Source organism: Bacillus thermotolerans, assembly GCF_000812025.2.
GTDB classification, from domain to species: domain Bacteria; phylum Bacillota; class Bacilli; order Bacillales; family Domibacillaceae; genus Quasibacillus; species Quasibacillus thermotolerans.
On record NZ_JWJE02000007.1, the window covers coordinates 70,511 to 85,265 of the forward strand.

Below are 14,755 nucleotides of genomic sequence, written 5' to 3' on the forward strand. Positions count from 1 at the left end.
ACAATATAAAAAGAGCTTGAAGCACCCAGCTAAGGGGCCTCAAACTCTTTTTACATGACGAAAGGATAAGAACCGTTACTATAATTGTTTGATAAAAATTAAGAATGAACCGCTTCAGTATAAGACTGTTCTGCTTCCTCTCTTTTGTACAGGGCTCTTGTACAAATTGTCGTTACACACAGAACAAGTAAAGAGCCGACAACTACACCCGACCAGCCAAACGCTGGCCACAGCCAGCCGAAGTAGACACTTCCCAGACTCCCTCCTAAATAATAGGCTGTTAAATATAAACCCGAGGCACTTGCTTTCGCTTTTACTGCGTGCCTTGTCACCCACGCACTGGAGGAGGAATGTGCAAAGAAGAACCCGAAACAAAGCAGAAGGAGTGCCACAATAACAACCGGGAACGATGGGATCAGTGTGGCAAGAATGCTCAGGACCATGCAGAAAATCCCCATCAGGATGCACGAGGTCTGTTTCCACTTTTGTGAGGCTTTGCCCGCCAGTGTAGAGCTGACTGTTCCGGCGCTATAAGTTAAGAATAGCAGGCCAAGAACAGCGGTCGACGCATGAAATGGTTCCCCGTGCAAATAGTACGTAATAAAGTTAAAAATGCCAATAAACACAAGAAAGTGCAAACCGCCTATCACATAAGCAAGCGCCATTGTCGGGTTTGCTAAGTGCTCTTTATTGTTGATCAGCATTTCCTTTAGTCGAAACGGCTGCGGCTCAAAATGGCGGGACTTAGGTAAGAGAAAGTATACACCCGCAAAAATCAGCAGGCTAATCACTGTCATGACGATAAATGCGCCCCGCCAGTTCCACACATCGGTCAGTATACCGCTAATAACACGGCCGCTCATGCCGCCGAAACTGTTACAGCTTATGTAAATCCCCACGGCTACCGTCATTGCCCTCGTCTGATACTCTTCACTAATGAAAGCCATTGCCGCAACAGGAATGCCCGCAAGCGCTGCCGCCTGAAATACCCGGGCAGCCAGCAGCCATTCGAACGTTGGAGCAAAGCTGATCGCCAATGTGCCAATTGTACCGAGTGCCATAGCAATCAGGATAATATTTCTCCGACCATATGCATCGGAAAGAGCCGTGTATAAGAAGAAGCTTACACTTAATACGAATAAAGCTACCGATATAACCAGACTGGAGACGGTCTCCGACACACCAAATTCCTTCGTAAATAGCGGCAATAGCGGCTGCGGAAAGTAAATGTTAGCAAAAATCAGCAAGGATGCTGCTCCTAGAGCTGCTGTTGCCCGCCAAAACTCCTTCGTTTTTACATCAATCACTGTAAATGCCTTCTTTCTTTGATGTCTTTATCTACCATCCTATCATTTACTGAGATTTTTTCACTTTTCTCTCTGTTTCGGACGGCCAGCATCGCACGCCATTACAGACCCTAGATATACACTAAACGGGAACAGCTGGCAAAAAAGAAGCACTTTCCGCCCTAGTACATTAATGACTAGAACGAAAAGTGCTCTTATACTTACCGTTTAAGCTTCTGCTGTCTCTTCCTCAAGCTGTTTCAAGCGTGCCTGAACATCTTCCTCTGTCAGCTCATGCTCCTGTACGTAAAGGTTCTCTGGGTGCACACGGCATTCATGCGTGCAGCCTCTCAAATATTTATGCTCGTTCTCTTCCGTACAGAAGATACGCTTATCACATTCAGGGTTTGCGCAGTTAACATAGCGCTCGCAAGGCTCGCCCGTGAAGTGATCCCGACCAACAACAACGTGTTCTGTCTGGTTAATCGGCACACCGATCCGTTCATCAAACACATAGCATTGACCGTCCCACAGCCTGCCTTGAACGTCAGGGTCTTTTCCATACGTGACGATGCCTCCATGAAGCTGGTTCACGTCCTCAAACCCTTCCTTCTTTAGCCAGCCGGAGAATTTCTCACAGCGAATCCCGCCTGTGCAATAGGTAAGAATCTTCTTGCCCTCAAGCTCTTCCTTATGCTCCCGAACCCAATCCGGAAGCTCTCGAAAGGCTTTAATATCCGGGCGGATAGCCCCTCGGAAATGACCTAGATCATATTCATAGTCATTTCGCGCATCAATGACGATCGTATCTTCCTCTTGCATCGCTTCAAAAAACTCCTTCGGGCTTAAGTAGTTGCCCGTTAACTCCTGCGGGTTGATGTCTTCGTCTAATTGAAGCGTCACAATTTCCTTTCTTGGACGAACGTGCATTTTCTTAAACGCATGGCCTTCTGCTTCGTCGATTTTAAATACCATATCCACAAAACGGGGATCTTCCTTCATTACCCTCATATATTGATCAGTCTGTTCGACTGTTCCGGATACTGTACCGTTAATTCCTTCTTCTGCTACTAGAATCCGCCCTTTCAGCCCAAGCTCCTTACAAAGCTTTAAATGCTGCTTTGCAAATGCTTCCGGATCCTCAATCGGCACATACATATAATAAAGCAATATTCTATATGGTTTAACTTCTGTCATCTTATTTTTTCCACCTATCTATTTATATTTGCAGGATATAAATACATTAAGGAATATACTCCTTAAATGTATTTCTTGCAAGTGCTGCTCCAAATCATACCGCATAAAAATAAACCAAAGAACAGATAAATAAATTATGAAAAAATACTAAGGACTGGTGATTGAATGGATATTTTTGAGCTTATACTCCGCATTTCCCTCGGCTTTATTGCTTTATTCGTTTTAACAAGAGTTATGGGCAGGAAAGAAATCAGCCAAATGACATTTTTTAATTTTGTGTCGGCGATTGCGATCGGTTCCATCGCCGCTAATTTCGTGGTCAATCAAAATGTAAGTATCCGCAACGGCATAATCGCTTTAGCTGGATGGGCAGCTTATACACTTCTCATGGATTTCATCGACATTAAGTCAAAACAAGGCAGAAAGATCCTTACTGGCGACCCAATCATTGTGATCAAGGAAGGCAAAATCGTTGAATCTGCCATGCGGCAAAGCCGGCTTGATTTAGACTCTCTAAATGCTATGCTCCGACAGAAAAATATTTTTTCCGTCGCTGACGTAGATTATGCCATATTTGAGACGAACGGCCAGCTTTCGGTGTTGCCAAAGGAACCCGTTCAGCCGTTAACAAAAGGAGATAACATGGTTATGCCAAAGGCAAAGGTATTTCCGCTTGCTACTGAAGTTGTATCGGACGGTACTGTGTTAACTGATAACCTGAATAAACTAAAGCTTGATATGCAATGGCTGGAACAGCAGTTAAAGAAAGCCGGGGTCAATTCTGTTTCAGATGTTTTCTACGCTGAAGTACAGCAGGATGGCACTCTTTTCGTCGACACGAAGCAACAGCGCCCTCTTCACTGAAGGAGGCGCTGCTTATCGTTCTTTTATTCTTTTTCAAGGGAGCTCCCATCATGTTACAATCGCTAATATGAAACATAGCGAGGTGCTTCCATGGCAGAAAAAATTCAGCTATTAAACCCCAATCCTTCTAAAAAAGGGGCGACCATTGATTTAGATAAGTACGAGAGGGTCAAAGAAACGATCTTGAATATCGTCCGTGAAAGAGAAAGCATTACATTTAAAGAATTAATGAACGAAGTTGTCCATCAGCTGCGCGACACCTTTGACGGCTCTCCCTCCTGGCATTGCACAGCCGTCAAACTGGACTTAGAAGCGAGAGGCATTATCGAGCGTGCAGGAACAACAAGTCCGCAGCGTTTGCGCTTAACACAGCAGGCGAGTAATTGATGAAGCATGGAAGGCGGGTAGAAAAAGCCTTCCATGTTTATTTCGCTGGCTTCTGCCCGACAAATTGAATGACATGAGACAAACCGTTGTGCAGTTCCCCTTCGTGGCGAACCACCTCTCCCATGAAGAAATGCACAATACGCCAGTCAGAGAACACAGTCCAAAATTCTTCTGGAGTATATAGAAGCTCTATTTCCTTCGGGCCTCCGCTTTTATAGGGAAGCTGGTGAATAGAATACACTTCTGTTACAAAGTAGCCGCCCGGCTTTACCGCTTCCTTCACGCCTTCTAATGTTTGCTTTCGCAAGTCTCTCGGAAAATGTCCGAAGACACATATTACTTCATCCCACTGGTTTCTTCTCCATGTCGCTTTATTCAGATCAACGAGTTCTGTATAAAGTGTAACGCCTCTAGCTTTCGCAAGCTTTTGCGTTTTCTCAAGTCCTGATTCTGCGTAATCCCAGGCTGTTACATTCATCCCTTGCTCTGCGAGAAACACGGCATTCCGGCCTTCTCCTTCTGCAATAGCTAATGCATCACCAGATAAATGAAGCTTCTTATGAGTCTCTGCGATAAACTCATTCGGTTCTGTTCCATACACATAGTTTTCATTACGGAACCGCTCATGCCACATATTCATTTAGCACCCTTCCTTTCCACAACAGCTTTGTCACTATTGTCACATGTAATAAGAAAAGAGGCTATTATATAGCCTCACAAAATATCAACCCAAATTTTTATTGCCGTCGCTAATATGAGTACAGCTAACAGCATCTGCAGCACTTTTGTGTTCATCTTTTTGCCGATCGCTGCTCCGAGCGGTGAAGCGATTAAACTGGCAACGACCATAATCAAAGCGGGAAAATAATCCACTTGGCCTGTTGTGAGCTTTCCGATTGTTGAGCCAATAGAAGAAATGAATGTAATGGCCAAAGAAGAAGCAATCGTCATTCGTGTAGGTACCTTTAAAACAACAAGCATAATAGGTACTAACAAGAAGGCGCCAGCTGCTCCGACAATGCCCGCACCAATCCCTACGATGAATGCCAGAAGTGCTGCCAGCCATTTATTAAACGTTACTTGATCAAGAGGAATATCATCTATTCCTTTCTTCGGGATAAACATCATGATGGCTGCCGTTAATGCTAATACGCCGTACACGATGTTAATGCCGCTTTCCGGCATAAATTTAGAGCCGTATCCGCCGACGAAGCTGCCGATCAAGACGCTGATACCCATGTACAAAATTAAGTTCTTATTTAAATATTCCCCTTTGCGGTAAGCCCACACGCCTGCAATGGTTGCGAAAAACACCTGCACAGCTGAGATTCCGGATACTTCATGGGCTGTAAAGGCTGTAAACCCGAGTAAAGGAGGAATGTATAAAAGCATTGGATATTTAATGATCGATCCGCCGATTCCTACCATTCCGGAAAGAAATGAGCCGATAAAGCCAATGAGAAAAATAGTTATAATAAAGCCAATATCCACCGTGCGGCCTCCTTTCTAAAGTGCAGCCGAAGACGGCTGCACTTTTCTTATTAGCCTTTTTGAATCCAGAACTTTAATACATCATTTTCTTCCTCTTGCTTTAATAGCTCATGCCCGCCTGATTGAACCCAGGCAGTAATATCATTTTTTGCTCCTTTGTCTGTCGCATGAACTTCCAACACCTGGCCGGATGACAATTCATCCATTGCTTTTTTTGTTCGTACGATCGGCATTGGACAAGCCAATCCCTTTGCATCTAAAAATTTATCTGTGTTCATCTTTCTGCACTCCTTTTTAATTGAATTAGAAGGTACGATTAACGGACCGCGCAGCGGTTTGGTCCAATTTCCATTTCACGCTGCTGCTCTGTATCAGGGGTGGTTTTCCCCATATTTGTTTTACGAATCTCTTGGTAAGCGTTTGGCTGAGGCGGCAGGTTCTCGGTTACAAGCTTTCTAAACGCTGCCTCATCTGCTACATTCAGACCATGGTTCTTGGCGTATAGCACACCGAGCTTTTCAGAAACAGAGCCATCTTCATTTAATTCATCAATGATCATGAAGTGTGCAGGAAGAACCACAAGCTCCTCAGACAATTCTTTATAACGTGTATACAATGTTTCTCTCAAATCTCCTACCCAATCTTCAGCTTTGCCGGCTAAGTCTGGTCGGCCGATGGAGTCGATAAACAGGATATCGCCTGTCATTAAGAATTGATCATCCACAACAAAGGAAGTGGAGCCAATTGTATGGCCTGGAGAGTACATGGCATGAATGCGGATGGGTGTGCGGCCAACCATCACTTCATTGCCGTCCTCTAGCGGTTCGTAACTGAATACTACTTCCTCTGCATCCTTTGGCGGCAGCCAGTACGTCGCTTTCGTTTTTTCCGCAATCATTCTTCCACCAGAAATGTGATCGGCATGCAGGTGTGTATCAAATACGTGTGTAACAACAGCTTTCTTGCTTTCTGCAAAGTCTACATATACATCTGCCATCCGAGTCGCATCAATAATCGCCGCTTCTCCATTTGAAATGATCATGTAGGATAAACAGCCTTTACCGATACGGACGAACTGGTAAAGCTCCCCGCCATCCTTTAAGTCCGCTACTTTCACAGGCTCTAAATACTCACTCCATGCTTTCATTCCGCCTTGCAAATAAGAAACGGTTAATCCAGCTTCAGACAACATTTCAGCTACCATAACGGAAGATCCTTCTTTCGCACATACAACTAGGATGTCTTTATCTGCTGGAAACTTGCTCAAGATCTCTTCCACGCCATCCAATAGCTCAAAATATGGGACATTTAAATATTGGAAGTTAGCTCCTTCAATCTTCCAATCCTGAAAATCACTTTCGTTGCGCACGTCCAAAATAAACAATTCTTCTTTGTTAATCACTTTTTTTGTTACTTCTTCTGGTGTCATTACATGTACAGTCATTTAATTACCCCCTATGGTATATTTTTATTTAAAAAAATATTAGATGATTAAAATGTTAATGTAATATCAGCATCTTTTGCGTACTCTAGGAATGTGACAGCTCCACCAACTTCTATTCCGTCTATAAGCTGGTCTTTTTCTAGCCCCATGACATCCATGGTCATTTGACAGCCGATGAATTTCACGCCTAACTCTTGAGCCATCATTGACAATTCAGGAATCGTCGGAACGTTCGCTTTCGTAAAACCTTCTTGAAAATGCTCTTTTCCTGCAGGGATTGGCAGCTCCTCTTGAGCTTCTTTGTGGATCAGGTTTAATCCCTCAAAGGTAAAGAAAATTGTAACTTCCTGCTCAGTCGCAGCCGCGGCTGTCGCAATGTTAAATACTTTGTAGGCATCAAATAACCCGCCATTGCTTGCAATAATCGCTACTTTTTTTGACATACTGTATTCCTCCTATACCTTGGTTCTTTTCTCATTACTCAATACTTTCAGTTTCGCCCGTCCACTCGCTCATGCCGGGTACGACGTTAATGACACGTTCAAATCCATTTTCAGTCAGCTTTTGAGCAGCAAGATCACTGCGGCTGCCTGTGCGGCAAACAACATAGATTTCTGCTTCTTTACTGAGTTCATTCATACGTTCCTCCAGCTTACCGAGCGGAATAGAAATGGCGCTTGGAATGTGATTAAAGGCATATTCCGCGGTTTCCCGTACATCAAGCACCACCAGGCTGTTATTCTCCTGCAGCTTCTTCTCAAGCCCCTTATTATCGATGACATTCGGATGTTTTCTCTCAACTGCTTCTTCCTCGGAGGATTTACGCAAATAATGCTTTAATACATCGCCTTCTTCGATTGTTCCTAAATATTGATGACCTGTGCTTTCTGCCCATGCCTTCATATCTGCCTTGGATCCTTTATCAGTTGCCTGTACCTCTATCACCTGACCAGGTTCTAAGTCCTTCATAGCTTTTTTTGTTTTTACAATCGGCATTGGACAAGCTAATCCTTTTGCATCTAGTTGAACATTTACTGTCATATTTTCCATACTGGAACCTCCTATTTATTTTCTTACGGGTATTTATACGCGTAAAAAGTTATTCCGTTTTTCCTTCCCAGGAAAGCATGCCGCCACTCATATTAATTACCTGAAACCCTCTGCTTTCAAGAAACTGAACAGCACGGCCGCTTCTGCCCCCTGAACGGCAAACCATTACATACTCTTTGGATGGATCCAATTCATGCATACGGAACTCCAGCAATCCTAATGGAATATTCTCAGCCCCAGGGATCTTCCCCGCTGCTACTTCGTCTGTTTCTCTTACATCAATAATGTTTAAGTCTTTTCCTTCATTAAGCATCTGTTCTACTTCTTTTGCAGTTAGTTCTTTCATTGAATAGTCTCCTTTCTTAAGACCAGGCACTCATGCCGCCTTTTACATTCGTTACTTTAGTAAACCCTTGTTTCCTTAGTATTTTGCTTGCTTTCTGGCTTCTCATTCCGCTTTGACAAATGACTATAACTTCCTTTTCCTTAGAAAGCTGCTGTGCTTTATTCGAAAGTTGATGAAGGGGAATATTTTTGAACCCTCTAATATGGTTCCCCCTGAATTCTCCAGGTGTTCGCACATCTATGAATTGCTTAGCGGAATCTTTCAGCTCACTTTTCAGCTCGGCCGTGGATATTTGTTTAATTCCCTTCCCCGGCATAACACGCTGAATGATAAAGAACGCTAAGAAAGCCATTAGAATATAATTGATATATTCCACGCCTATCTCCTCCTTCCAAGAAGTGTCCTGCTATGAATGCAGCCGCTAGATGAATAGGTTAACATTCCCGTTTTCTGCATCCGCTAAATAAGCTGCTACTCCTGCGTACTCCACGCCGTCTAATAGCTCCTCTTTTTGAAGACCTAGTAAGTCCATTGTCATTGTACACGCGACTAATTTAATGTCCTGCTCTTGCGCCATTTCCACCAGCTGCGGAAGCGTCATGGCGTTGTGCTTCTTGATCACACCTTTGATCATCTTCGGACCAAATCCTGCGAAATTCATTTTCGAAAGTGCCATTTTATCTGCACCACGCGGCATCATCTTGCTGAATACTTTCTCCACAAATCCTTTTTGCACAGGGATTTGTTCGTCCTTTCGCAAAGCATTCAATCCCCAAAATGTATGGAAGATCGTTACGTCATGATCATAAGCTGCTGCTCCATTAGCAATAATGTAAGCCGCCATCGCCTTGTCATAATCTCCGCTGAATAAAATGATATTCGTTGTTTTTTTCTCGCTCATTTGTTGTCCTCCTAATTATTAATTTTACCATTACCTGTAGGGGTATAAAAATTACTAAAAAAATTTACCCTTTTTGAATCCAGAACTTTAATACACCAGCTTCTTCTTCGTGTTTTAATAAGCTGTGTCCACCTGATGCTGCCCAAGCAGTTAGATCGTTCTTTGCGCCTTTATCTGTGGCATGAACTTCTAATATTTGACCAGATGACAGTCCATCCATGGCTTTCTTTGTTCTTACAATCGGCATCGGACAAGCTAGACCTTTTGCATCTACTAATTTATCTACGTTCATTATTCATTCCTCCATTTGTTATTCAACCCTAATTACCTATAGGGGTATATTAACTGTTAAAAAAAAGAATGTCAACTTTTTTATTTTTATCTGCTTTTCACAAGAAGATTAACCGCTTCTGCAATGAGCTCGTCCGCTTCCCTGCCATTCTTGTCTGCGTCCTTTACGCATTCAACTAAGTTAGAGCTGACGACAACACCAATGGTCCGATCGACTGCCGAACGAACCGCTGACAGCTGGGTAATAACCTCTTTACAATCTTTCTCTTCTTCCATCATTCTTAAGACTCCACGAAGCTGACCTTCTATACGTTTTACCCTATTTTTCATTTGATCGTTGTATTCCATAGAGAATTCCTCCATTCTCGACTATACTCTTAATTCATTAATGTATAGCTAGTTACGTGAATGCCTCTTTTCCTGAAGAAGCGTATGCTCATGTTTTTTTCTAATTCATCGGCAGCCACTACATGAATGTTTTTTCCAGCAATCTCATGGTAATTCCGCTTCATATAGGCAATCGGCATATTCACTGCTTCTACTACCGGGTCCTTGTATGATTCGTTATAATCTCTGACATCTACAACTTTCACAGATTCTTTATCAAGACTATTGACATCTGCGCTTTGAACACCTACAACTGGGATATATCTTTTATAATAAATAACTGCTAGAATAAGCAAAGTAAGAATCATGACTACCATTTTTGCCTGTTTTCCCTCCCGATAATTTTCAAGGATTTTTTAATTACAGACTTATAATATACCCTCATAGGTATGTTGTCAACAGTTTATATATAAATTAAATCCCGCTTTCTTTATAGAAGCGGGATTATTTCTCACCGAATTTAATAAATGTTATTTCATCTTCAATTAACCCGCAAGAGCCGCATTGTACTCTCCGCTCTGGTCCATTGTAAGCCGCGTGAAATGGACCCGGGCTTTCCGATCCCTCAAACCGTTCCAGCACCTCTCCTGTCTGAGGATCGAGTCTGACGGCTTGAACCGCTTGTTCAATGATGTTAAATCTTGACCGGTTCGTCCGGCAGTTCGGGCAGCAATAACGAATGCTCATAAAGCTCCTCCTCTATGAAGTAGTGTTCCTTATCCTGCCCCGAACTGCCTGGTTCTATTCACTATAGCTTCTCTTTAGAAATTCATCCTTGATTGTCCGCCATCCACGTTAATGCTGGCACCGACAATCCAGGAAGCCTTCTCTGACGCCAAAAAAGCCGCCACATTGGCTACTTCCTCTGGTGTTCCAAAGCGGCCAGCTGGAATTTCGTTTTCCACAAATGCCTGAATACGCTCTGGATTTTCCTCAAGGCGCTTCTTCCAGTTTCCTGTCTCATGCAGGATACTCCCCGGGGCAATACTGTTTACGCGAATCCCATCCTTAATCACTTCATCTGCGAGTGACTTCGTAAAGCTGATCAGAGCCGACTTAGCATTATTATAAGTAGCCTTTCCGCCGCTTTCCCTGCCAAAGATGGACGTAATGTTAATGATTGCTCCCCCGCTTTTACGTCTCATTTGTTCCACAGCCAGCTTGCTTAAATGAACAGCCGAGAAATAATTCAGCTCCATGGCCCGGTAAAAGAGTTCCATGTCTGTTTCTGCGGCCGTGCTGCCTGTACTGCCGCCTGCATTATTAATTAGAACATCTATAGATCCGTGCTGTTCGACAAATGAGTCGATAAGCTTTTCCCGTTCTCTTGCACTTGACACGTCCGTCTGGATGATCGAAACGCGCCCGCCGAGCTCTTCCTTTGTCCTCTCTAATGCACCGATGCCACGGGACGCAATCGCAACATTCGCTCCCTCGGCTAAAAAAGCTTTTGCGATCGCTTTCCCAATCCCTTTCGATCCTCCAGTAATTAATACGTTTTTCCCTTTCAATTTCAGATCCATTCTGCTACCTCCTTGTCGTTTACTCCTCTTGATGAGCCATTAAATAAATCCAAATAAAAAACGAAAAAAATGTCGAAAAAGATGAAACTTCTTTCGCTTTCATCCGTAAATATTGTTAGACTGATAGAATAGAGGAAAGTGAATTCAGTCTGACCTGTTTACACACCATTATTTTACTTAATATATAGGGGGAAAAGAAATGAAAAGACTGTTTGCAGCTTTACTTGCAACAACTATTATGTTTGCACCAGCAGGAGCAGAAGTATTCCAGGATCATGCAACAACCGTTGAAGCGAAATCTTACAAATCCGGCAAGAAGAGCTTCAATACTAACAACAGCGGCATTAATAACAATAACTCCAACTTCCAGAATAAGAAAGAAGATACAGCTGCCACGAATAAGTCAGCGGCAAACCAAAAACAAAAAGGCGCCTTTTCATCTGGCGGCCTGATGAAAGGCCTGATGCTCGGTGGACTAGCTGGCCTTCTATTCGGCGGCTTGCTGGCTAATATGGGTGTGCTTGGCTCTCTTCTTGGACTGATGGTTAACGTGTTAGCTGTAGTTGCTCTTATTATGGTCATCCGCAAAATTGTTGTCTTTTTCATGGATAAGAAGAAGAAAGAGGATCCTAACCCATGGAGAAGCTAATCATTCCTGAGCAGGATATTATCAATTCCGTTTGTGTCTATATCGCGCGCAAAAAACAGGTAAAGCCTGAAGACGTAGAAGTCGAGCTTATGTATGACGACGATTACGGCTTCTCGGCTGAAACGTTTGTGAATGGCCGAAAGCAGATTCTCGTTATGAGCAACTTAATTGAAGCACTGCGCATTTGGCTCGCTGAATATTTGAATAGAGATCCGTATGAAGCTGGGATCGAACTGCTGCTAGACGATGAAGAAGGAATCATTGCAGCCATTAGATAATGAAAAAGCTGTTTCCGTTTTTGGCGGGAACAGCTTTTTTCGTTACTATTACGCACTGGATCGCTCCGAAGCTTCCTTCTCTTCCGATTTCCGCTCAAAGTGTTCTCTTTCCATAATCAGTGATACCGCCAAACTCCCAATAATAGCCCAAAACGGAGCGCTGATACTGAGAAAGTTCACTCCTGACATGCCGATAATCATGGCAAAAAAGGCTCCCATTTGAAACTTGCTGTCCGAGAAAGCCATCTTTAAAGAGCTAAGCAATACGCCAATCATGGCAAGACCGGCAATGGCACTGATAATCGCTGCAGGCATAGCGGCCACAAACGGAACAACGAAAGCTGCAAACACCCCAAATACCGCAAACACCCCTCCATTCACAACGGCGGCTGCATATCTGCCTTCCTTTTTCCCAGACTCATCCGATGCACAAATTGCTGTCATAGGTCCGGCCGTATTGACCGCATGCGCACCAAAGAAGGAGGCGATGAATCCGCCGATTCCGCTCCATATAGCCATAGCGCTAACGGGCGGCTTGTACCCCTGTGCCATTAATATACCCGTCGACTGAGCATTCTCCGCACAAATCACAAGCAATGCGAGCGGCAGCCCAATGGATATGATTGCTTCTACGCTAAAGGCTGGCATCAGAGGCTCAGGAACTAAAAAGGTGCTATCCATTCCTTGAACGCTAAACTGCTTTATCACCACTGCTAACAGCATAGAAACAAGGAGAGCGGAGAGCACAGGCGGGAACCTCTTAATAAACCGGGAAGATAGCAAATACGTCACCACTGCTGATCCAGCCAAGAGCGGGGCGGCCTCCACAGCTGTTACCATTTCTGTAGCAAACCGAATCATCACCCCAACAATCATCCCCATCACGATCGGGACCGGGATCCATTGCATCGCTTTTTCGACAAGACCGGTTTTTCCAAGCAGGAAGACAAGAGCTCCGGCTGCGGCATATGCTCCGGCTGCTTCGCTTAGTGAGAAATGCGTTAATGCTCCCGCCACCAGCACAGCCCCGGCAATTGAATAGGCTCCAGCGATCGGCTGCCGGTATTTTAAAGATAGATACATTCCCAACAGCCCGCCGAAGAAGTAAACAGCAAACAGCCACGAAATGGTTTCTGTATGAGATAACCCGCCGGCTTCCGCTCCGCCTATAATAATAAGTGCAGGCCCTGTGCAGCCAAATACAGCAGCCACTAGTCCAGCGCTGGCTGTATTGAGATTGAGATGCTTCGTCATGTCTCTTATCCCTGAATGAATCCGATGATTTTTATCCATGGCCCCTCCTTAAGAGCAAACCAGCCAGCTTTTCCTCCCCCGGCCGCTCTGTCATTTATTCATGTAGGCTCATTATACAGAAGGGCGCTCTCGTTATTCAAGATAGTTATTTTAATTTTCTTAATAATTAATCTCTTTTCTTTAAAAAAAGAGGTGTATCGGCTGCACCTCTCTCTTTCGCTTATCTAAAACATGCTGAGCTTATAGTTGTTAGACAGCATTTCTAATAGCTTAATTCCTGCAATACTATTTCCGCGTTCATCCAGCGCCGGTCCAAAAATGCCAATTCCAAATCTTCCCGGTACGGCTCCCATGATTCCTCCGGATACCCCGCTTTTGGCAGGGATCCCAATTTTGATTGCAAATTCACCTGAAGCATTATACATGCCGCAGGTCACCATGAAGGTCTTGCAAATACGGGCTATATCTTTCGGAAGTACTTGTTCACCTGTCTGTGGATCAACACCATCCATTCCAATAACCAGTCCTATCCTTGCTAGGGCAAGGCAATTCATCTCAATAGCACACTGCTTTGTATATAAGTCCATCAGCTGCTCGACATTCTCGTTAATCACCCTGTGCTCCTTTAAAAAATAGCAGAGCGCACGATTGAGGTTCGCTGTCTCAAACTCCGAGCGCGCCACTTCTTCAGAATAACCAATTGATGAATCATTCGCCATTTCCCGAATAAAGCTCAATAGCCGTTCAAACCGTTCCTCGACTGAATCTCCTTTAATCATATGGGTCACAACAAGCGCCCCTGCATTAATCATGGGATTCAGCGGCTTAGCAGGAGCCATTGTTTCCAGCTTGGCAATTGAATTGAAAGGATCTCCAGTGGGCTCCATGCCCACTCGCTTAAACACGCAGTCAGGCCCTCTGTCTTTTAAAGCAAGCGCAAGGCTGATGACTTTTGAAATACTTTGCAGTGTAATCTCCTGTTCAACATTCCCAGCAGATATACAACGGCCATCGGGATAATAAATCGCAATCGATAGATCATTAGGGTTAGCCTTTCCAAGCGCCGGGATGTAGCTTGCTACTCTTCCATTGGGCGTATGCTTCTTCGCTTCCTCCACTAACTCCTTCAGCTCTTCGCTAGATTGACACGGCATGCTTATCCCCCTTAGTTGTTTAAGTTACATGCTCTTATATTACCCCAAAAAGATAGGCATAAAAGGTTCTCTCTTTACTTTTAAAGAGTTTATTGAATGAAAGCTGCTGAGCTGAAAGTGAAAAATTTTTTAGGAATACTTTTGATTAGGAGTGCCCATATTAGAATTGTGAGCAGCACTCCATCAGACCCAAACGGCAAGTCAGAGCGGGACATATCAACCTTTCTGCTTTAAAGACAGAGTTGGCTAATGA

At 43.9% G+C, this 14,755-nt stretch carries 22 protein-coding genes; 4 read left to right on the top strand and 18 right to left on the bottom strand.

What is annotated here, in order from left to right; translation table 11 throughout:
• Positions 1-98: 98 nt before the first annotated feature.
• Complete coding sequence (locus QY97_RS04510; protein ID WP_039233300.1) at positions 99-1,307, bottom strand: MFS transporter; 1,209 nt, start codon at positions 1,305-1,307, stop codon at positions 99-101.
• A 207-nt stretch (positions 1,308-1,514) separates the two neighbouring features.
• Positions 1,515-2,483 (bottom strand): oxygen-dependent tRNA uridine(34) hydroxylase TrhO, encoded by a 969-nt coding sequence (gene trhO / locus QY97_RS04515; protein ID WP_039233304.1) that lies wholly within the window; start codon positions 2,481-2,483, stop codon positions 1,515-1,517.
• 165 nt (positions 2,484-2,648) lie between these two features.
• Here trhO and QY97_RS04520 point away from each other — a divergent pair, with 165 nt between their 5' ends.
• Together QY97_RS04520 and QY97_RS04525 are read left to right on the top strand one after the other, a co-directional pair.
• Positions 2,649-3,347, top strand: coding sequence for a YetF domain-containing protein (locus tag QY97_RS04520; RefSeq protein ID WP_039233307.1), 699 nt, complete (start codon positions 2,649-2,651; stop codon positions 3,345-3,347).
• A gap of 90 nt (positions 3,348-3,437) precedes the next feature.
• Entirely contained in the window at positions 3,438-3,734 is a 297-nt protein-coding gene (locus QY97_RS04525) for a DUF6958 family protein (protein WP_039233311.1), read from the top strand.
• A 37-nt stretch (positions 3,735-3,771) separates the two neighbouring features.
• On the opposite strand, the gene QY97_RS04530 is transcribed toward QY97_RS04525, so the two are convergent.
• The 14 genes from QY97_RS04530 to QY97_RS04595 form a co-directional block, all read right to left on the bottom strand.
• Entirely contained in the window at positions 3,772-4,374 is a 603-nt protein-coding gene (locus QY97_RS04530) for a class I SAM-dependent methyltransferase (protein WP_039233313.1), read from the bottom strand.
• 74 nt (positions 4,375-4,448) lie between these two features.
• A complete protein-coding gene (locus QY97_RS04535; RefSeq protein ID WP_039233315.1) occupies positions 4,449-5,225 on the bottom strand; it encodes a sulfite exporter TauE/SafE family protein in 777 nt (258 codons plus the stop codon).
• A gap of 50 nt (positions 5,226-5,275) precedes the next feature.
• Positions 5,276-5,503: a sulfurtransferase TusA family protein gene (locus tag QY97_RS04540; protein ID WP_039233317.1), complete on the bottom strand. Its 228-nt coding sequence runs from the start codon at positions 5,501-5,503 to the stop codon at positions 5,276-5,278.
• 38 nt (positions 5,504-5,541) lie between these two features.
• On the bottom strand, positions 5,542-6,669 hold the full coding sequence (locus QY97_RS04545) for an MBL fold metallo-hydrolase (protein WP_039233318.1): 1,128 nt from the start codon (positions 6,667-6,669) through the stop codon (positions 5,542-5,544).
• A 47-nt stretch (positions 6,670-6,716) separates the two neighbouring features.
• Positions 6,717-7,112 (bottom strand): DsrE/DsrF/DrsH-like family protein, encoded by a 396-nt coding sequence (locus QY97_RS04550; protein WP_039233319.1) that lies wholly within the window; start codon positions 7,110-7,112, stop codon positions 6,717-6,719.
• Between the two features lie 34 nt (positions 7,113-7,146).
• Complete coding sequence (locus QY97_RS04555) at positions 7,147-7,719, bottom strand: sulfurtransferase TusA family protein (RefSeq protein ID WP_039233320.1); 573 nt, start codon at positions 7,717-7,719, stop codon at positions 7,147-7,149.
• 49 nt (positions 7,720-7,768) lie between these two features.
• Positions 7,769-8,065: a rhodanese-like domain-containing protein gene (locus QY97_RS04560; protein WP_039233323.1), complete on the bottom strand. Its 297-nt coding sequence runs from the start codon at positions 8,063-8,065 to the stop codon at positions 7,769-7,771.
• 16 nt (positions 8,066-8,081) lie between these two features.
• On the bottom strand, positions 8,082-8,441 hold the full coding sequence (locus tag QY97_RS04565) for a rhodanese-like domain-containing protein (protein ID WP_039233326.1): 360 nt from the start codon (positions 8,439-8,441) through the stop codon (positions 8,082-8,084).
• A gap of 45 nt (positions 8,442-8,486) precedes the next feature.
• Positions 8,487-8,966: a DsrE/DsrF/DrsH-like family protein gene (locus QY97_RS04570; protein WP_039233329.1), complete on the bottom strand. Its 480-nt coding sequence runs from the start codon at positions 8,964-8,966 to the stop codon at positions 8,487-8,489.
• A gap of 64 nt (positions 8,967-9,030) precedes the next feature.
• A complete protein-coding gene (locus tag QY97_RS04575; protein ID WP_039233332.1) occupies positions 9,031-9,258 on the bottom strand; it encodes a sulfurtransferase TusA family protein in 228 nt (75 codons plus the stop codon).
• A gap of 86 nt (positions 9,259-9,344) precedes the next feature.
• The gene (locus QY97_RS04580; RefSeq protein ID WP_039233335.1) at positions 9,345-9,605 is read right to left on the bottom strand and encodes a metal-sensitive transcriptional regulator; all 261 of its coding nucleotides are present in this window, start codon (positions 9,603-9,605) and stop codon (positions 9,345-9,347) included.
• Positions 9,606-9,634: 29 nt separating this feature from the next.
• Positions 9,635-9,961, bottom strand: a complete 327-nt coding sequence (locus QY97_RS04585) for a hypothetical protein (protein WP_039233338.1) — start codon at positions 9,959-9,961, stop codon at positions 9,635-9,637.
• Positions 9,962-10,088: 127 nt separating this feature from the next.
• On the bottom strand, positions 10,089-10,331 hold the full coding sequence (locus QY97_RS04590; protein WP_039233342.1) for a DNA alkylation repair protein: 243 nt from the start codon (positions 10,329-10,331) through the stop codon (positions 10,089-10,091).
• 74 nt (positions 10,332-10,405) lie between these two features.
• Positions 10,406-11,167 (bottom strand): SDR family NAD(P)-dependent oxidoreductase, encoded by a 762-nt coding sequence (locus QY97_RS04595; protein ID WP_039233345.1) that lies wholly within the window; start codon positions 11,165-11,167, stop codon positions 10,406-10,408.
• Positions 11,168-11,366: 199 nt separating this feature from the next.
• Between QY97_RS04595 and QY97_RS04600 the strand changes: the two genes are divergently transcribed.
• On the top strand, positions 11,367-11,816 hold the full coding sequence (locus tag QY97_RS04600) for a hypothetical protein (RefSeq protein ID WP_039233348.1): 450 nt from the start codon (positions 11,367-11,369) through the stop codon (positions 11,814-11,816).
• A complete protein-coding gene (locus tag QY97_RS04605; RefSeq protein ID WP_039233350.1) occupies positions 11,804-12,094 on the top strand; it encodes a YxcD family protein in 291 nt (96 codons plus the stop codon). Before QY97_RS04600 ends, QY97_RS04605 begins: the two co-directional genes overlap by 13 nt.
• Positions 12,095-12,142: 48 nt before the next feature.
• Here the strand turns inward: QY97_RS04605 and QY97_RS04610 are convergent, their stop codons facing one another.
• Both QY97_RS04610 and glsA read right to left on the bottom strand, forming a co-directional pair.
• Positions 12,143-13,387, bottom strand: a complete 1,245-nt coding sequence (locus QY97_RS04610) for a benzoate/H(+) symporter BenE family transporter (RefSeq protein ID WP_039233352.1) — start codon at positions 13,385-13,387, stop codon at positions 12,143-12,145.
• A 185-nt stretch (positions 13,388-13,572) separates the two neighbouring features.
• Positions 13,573-14,502, bottom strand: a complete 930-nt coding sequence (gene glsA, locus QY97_RS04615; RefSeq protein ID WP_039233355.1) for a glutaminase A — start codon at positions 14,500-14,502, stop codon at positions 13,573-13,575.
• Positions 14,503-14,755: the final 253 nt, after the last annotated feature.

Excerpts from the sequence above, each read along its gene's own strand:
- trhO (WP_039233304.1), bottom strand. The coding sequence starts at position 2,483 with ATGACAGAAGTTAAACCATATAGAATATTGCTTTATTATATGTATGTG.
- QY97_RS04520 (WP_039233307.1), top strand. The coding sequence starts at position 2,649 with ATGGATATTTTTGAGCTTATACTCCGCATTTCCCTCGGCTTTATTGCT.
- QY97_RS04525 (WP_039233311.1), top strand. The coding sequence starts at position 3,438 with ATGGCAGAAAAAATTCAGCTATTAAACCCCAATCCTTCTAAAAAAGGG.
- QY97_RS04530 (WP_039233313.1), bottom strand. The coding sequence starts at position 4,374 with ATGAATATGTGGCATGAGCGGTTCCGTAATGAAAACTATGTGTATGGA.
- QY97_RS04540 (WP_039233317.1), bottom strand. The coding sequence starts at position 5,503 with ATGAACACAGATAAATTTTTAGATGCAAAGGGATTGGCTTGTCCAATG.
- QY97_RS04545 (WP_039233318.1), bottom strand. The coding sequence starts at position 6,669 with ATGACTGTACATGTAATGACACCAGAAGAAGTAACAAAAAAAGTGATT.
- QY97_RS04550 (WP_039233319.1), bottom strand. The coding sequence starts at position 7,112 with ATGTCAAAAAAAGTAGCGATTATTGCAAGCAATGGCGGGTTATTTGAT.
- QY97_RS04555 (WP_039233320.1), bottom strand. The coding sequence starts at position 7,719 with ATGGAAAATATGACAGTAAATGTTCAACTAGATGCAAAAGGATTAGCT.
- QY97_RS04560 (WP_039233323.1), bottom strand. The coding sequence starts at position 8,065 with ATGAAAGAACTAACTGCAAAAGAAGTAGAACAGATGCTTAATGAAGGA.
- QY97_RS04570 (WP_039233329.1), bottom strand. The coding sequence starts at position 8,966 with ATGAGCGAGAAAAAAACAACGAATATCATTTTATTCAGCGGAGATTAT.
- QY97_RS04575 (WP_039233332.1), bottom strand. The coding sequence starts at position 9,258 with ATGAACGTAGATAAATTAGTAGATGCAAAAGGTCTAGCTTGTCCGATG.
- QY97_RS04580 (WP_039233335.1), bottom strand. The coding sequence starts at position 9,605 with ATGGAATACAACGATCAAATGAAAAATAGGGTAAAACGTATAGAAGGT.
- QY97_RS04585 (WP_039233338.1), bottom strand. The coding sequence starts at position 9,961 with ATGGTAGTCATGATTCTTACTTTGCTTATTCTAGCAGTTATTTATTAT.
- QY97_RS04590 (WP_039233342.1), bottom strand. The coding sequence starts at position 10,331 with ATGAGCATTCGTTATTGCTGCCCGAACTGCCGGACGAACCGGTCAAGA.
- QY97_RS04595 (WP_039233345.1), bottom strand. The coding sequence starts at position 11,167 with ATGGATCTGAAATTGAAAGGGAAAAACGTATTAATTACTGGAGGATCG.
- QY97_RS04600 (WP_039233348.1), top strand. The coding sequence starts at position 11,367 with ATGAAAAGACTGTTTGCAGCTTTACTTGCAACAACTATTATGTTTGCA.
- QY97_RS04605 (WP_039233350.1), top strand. The coding sequence starts at position 11,804 with ATGGAGAAGCTAATCATTCCTGAGCAGGATATTATCAATTCCGTTTGT.
- QY97_RS04610 (WP_039233352.1), bottom strand. The coding sequence starts at position 13,387 with ATGGATAAAAATCATCGGATTCATTCAGGGATAAGAGACATGACGAAG.
- glsA (WP_039233355.1), bottom strand. The coding sequence starts at position 14,502 with ATGCCGTGTCAATCTAGCGAAGAGCTGAAGGAGTTAGTGGAGGAAGCG.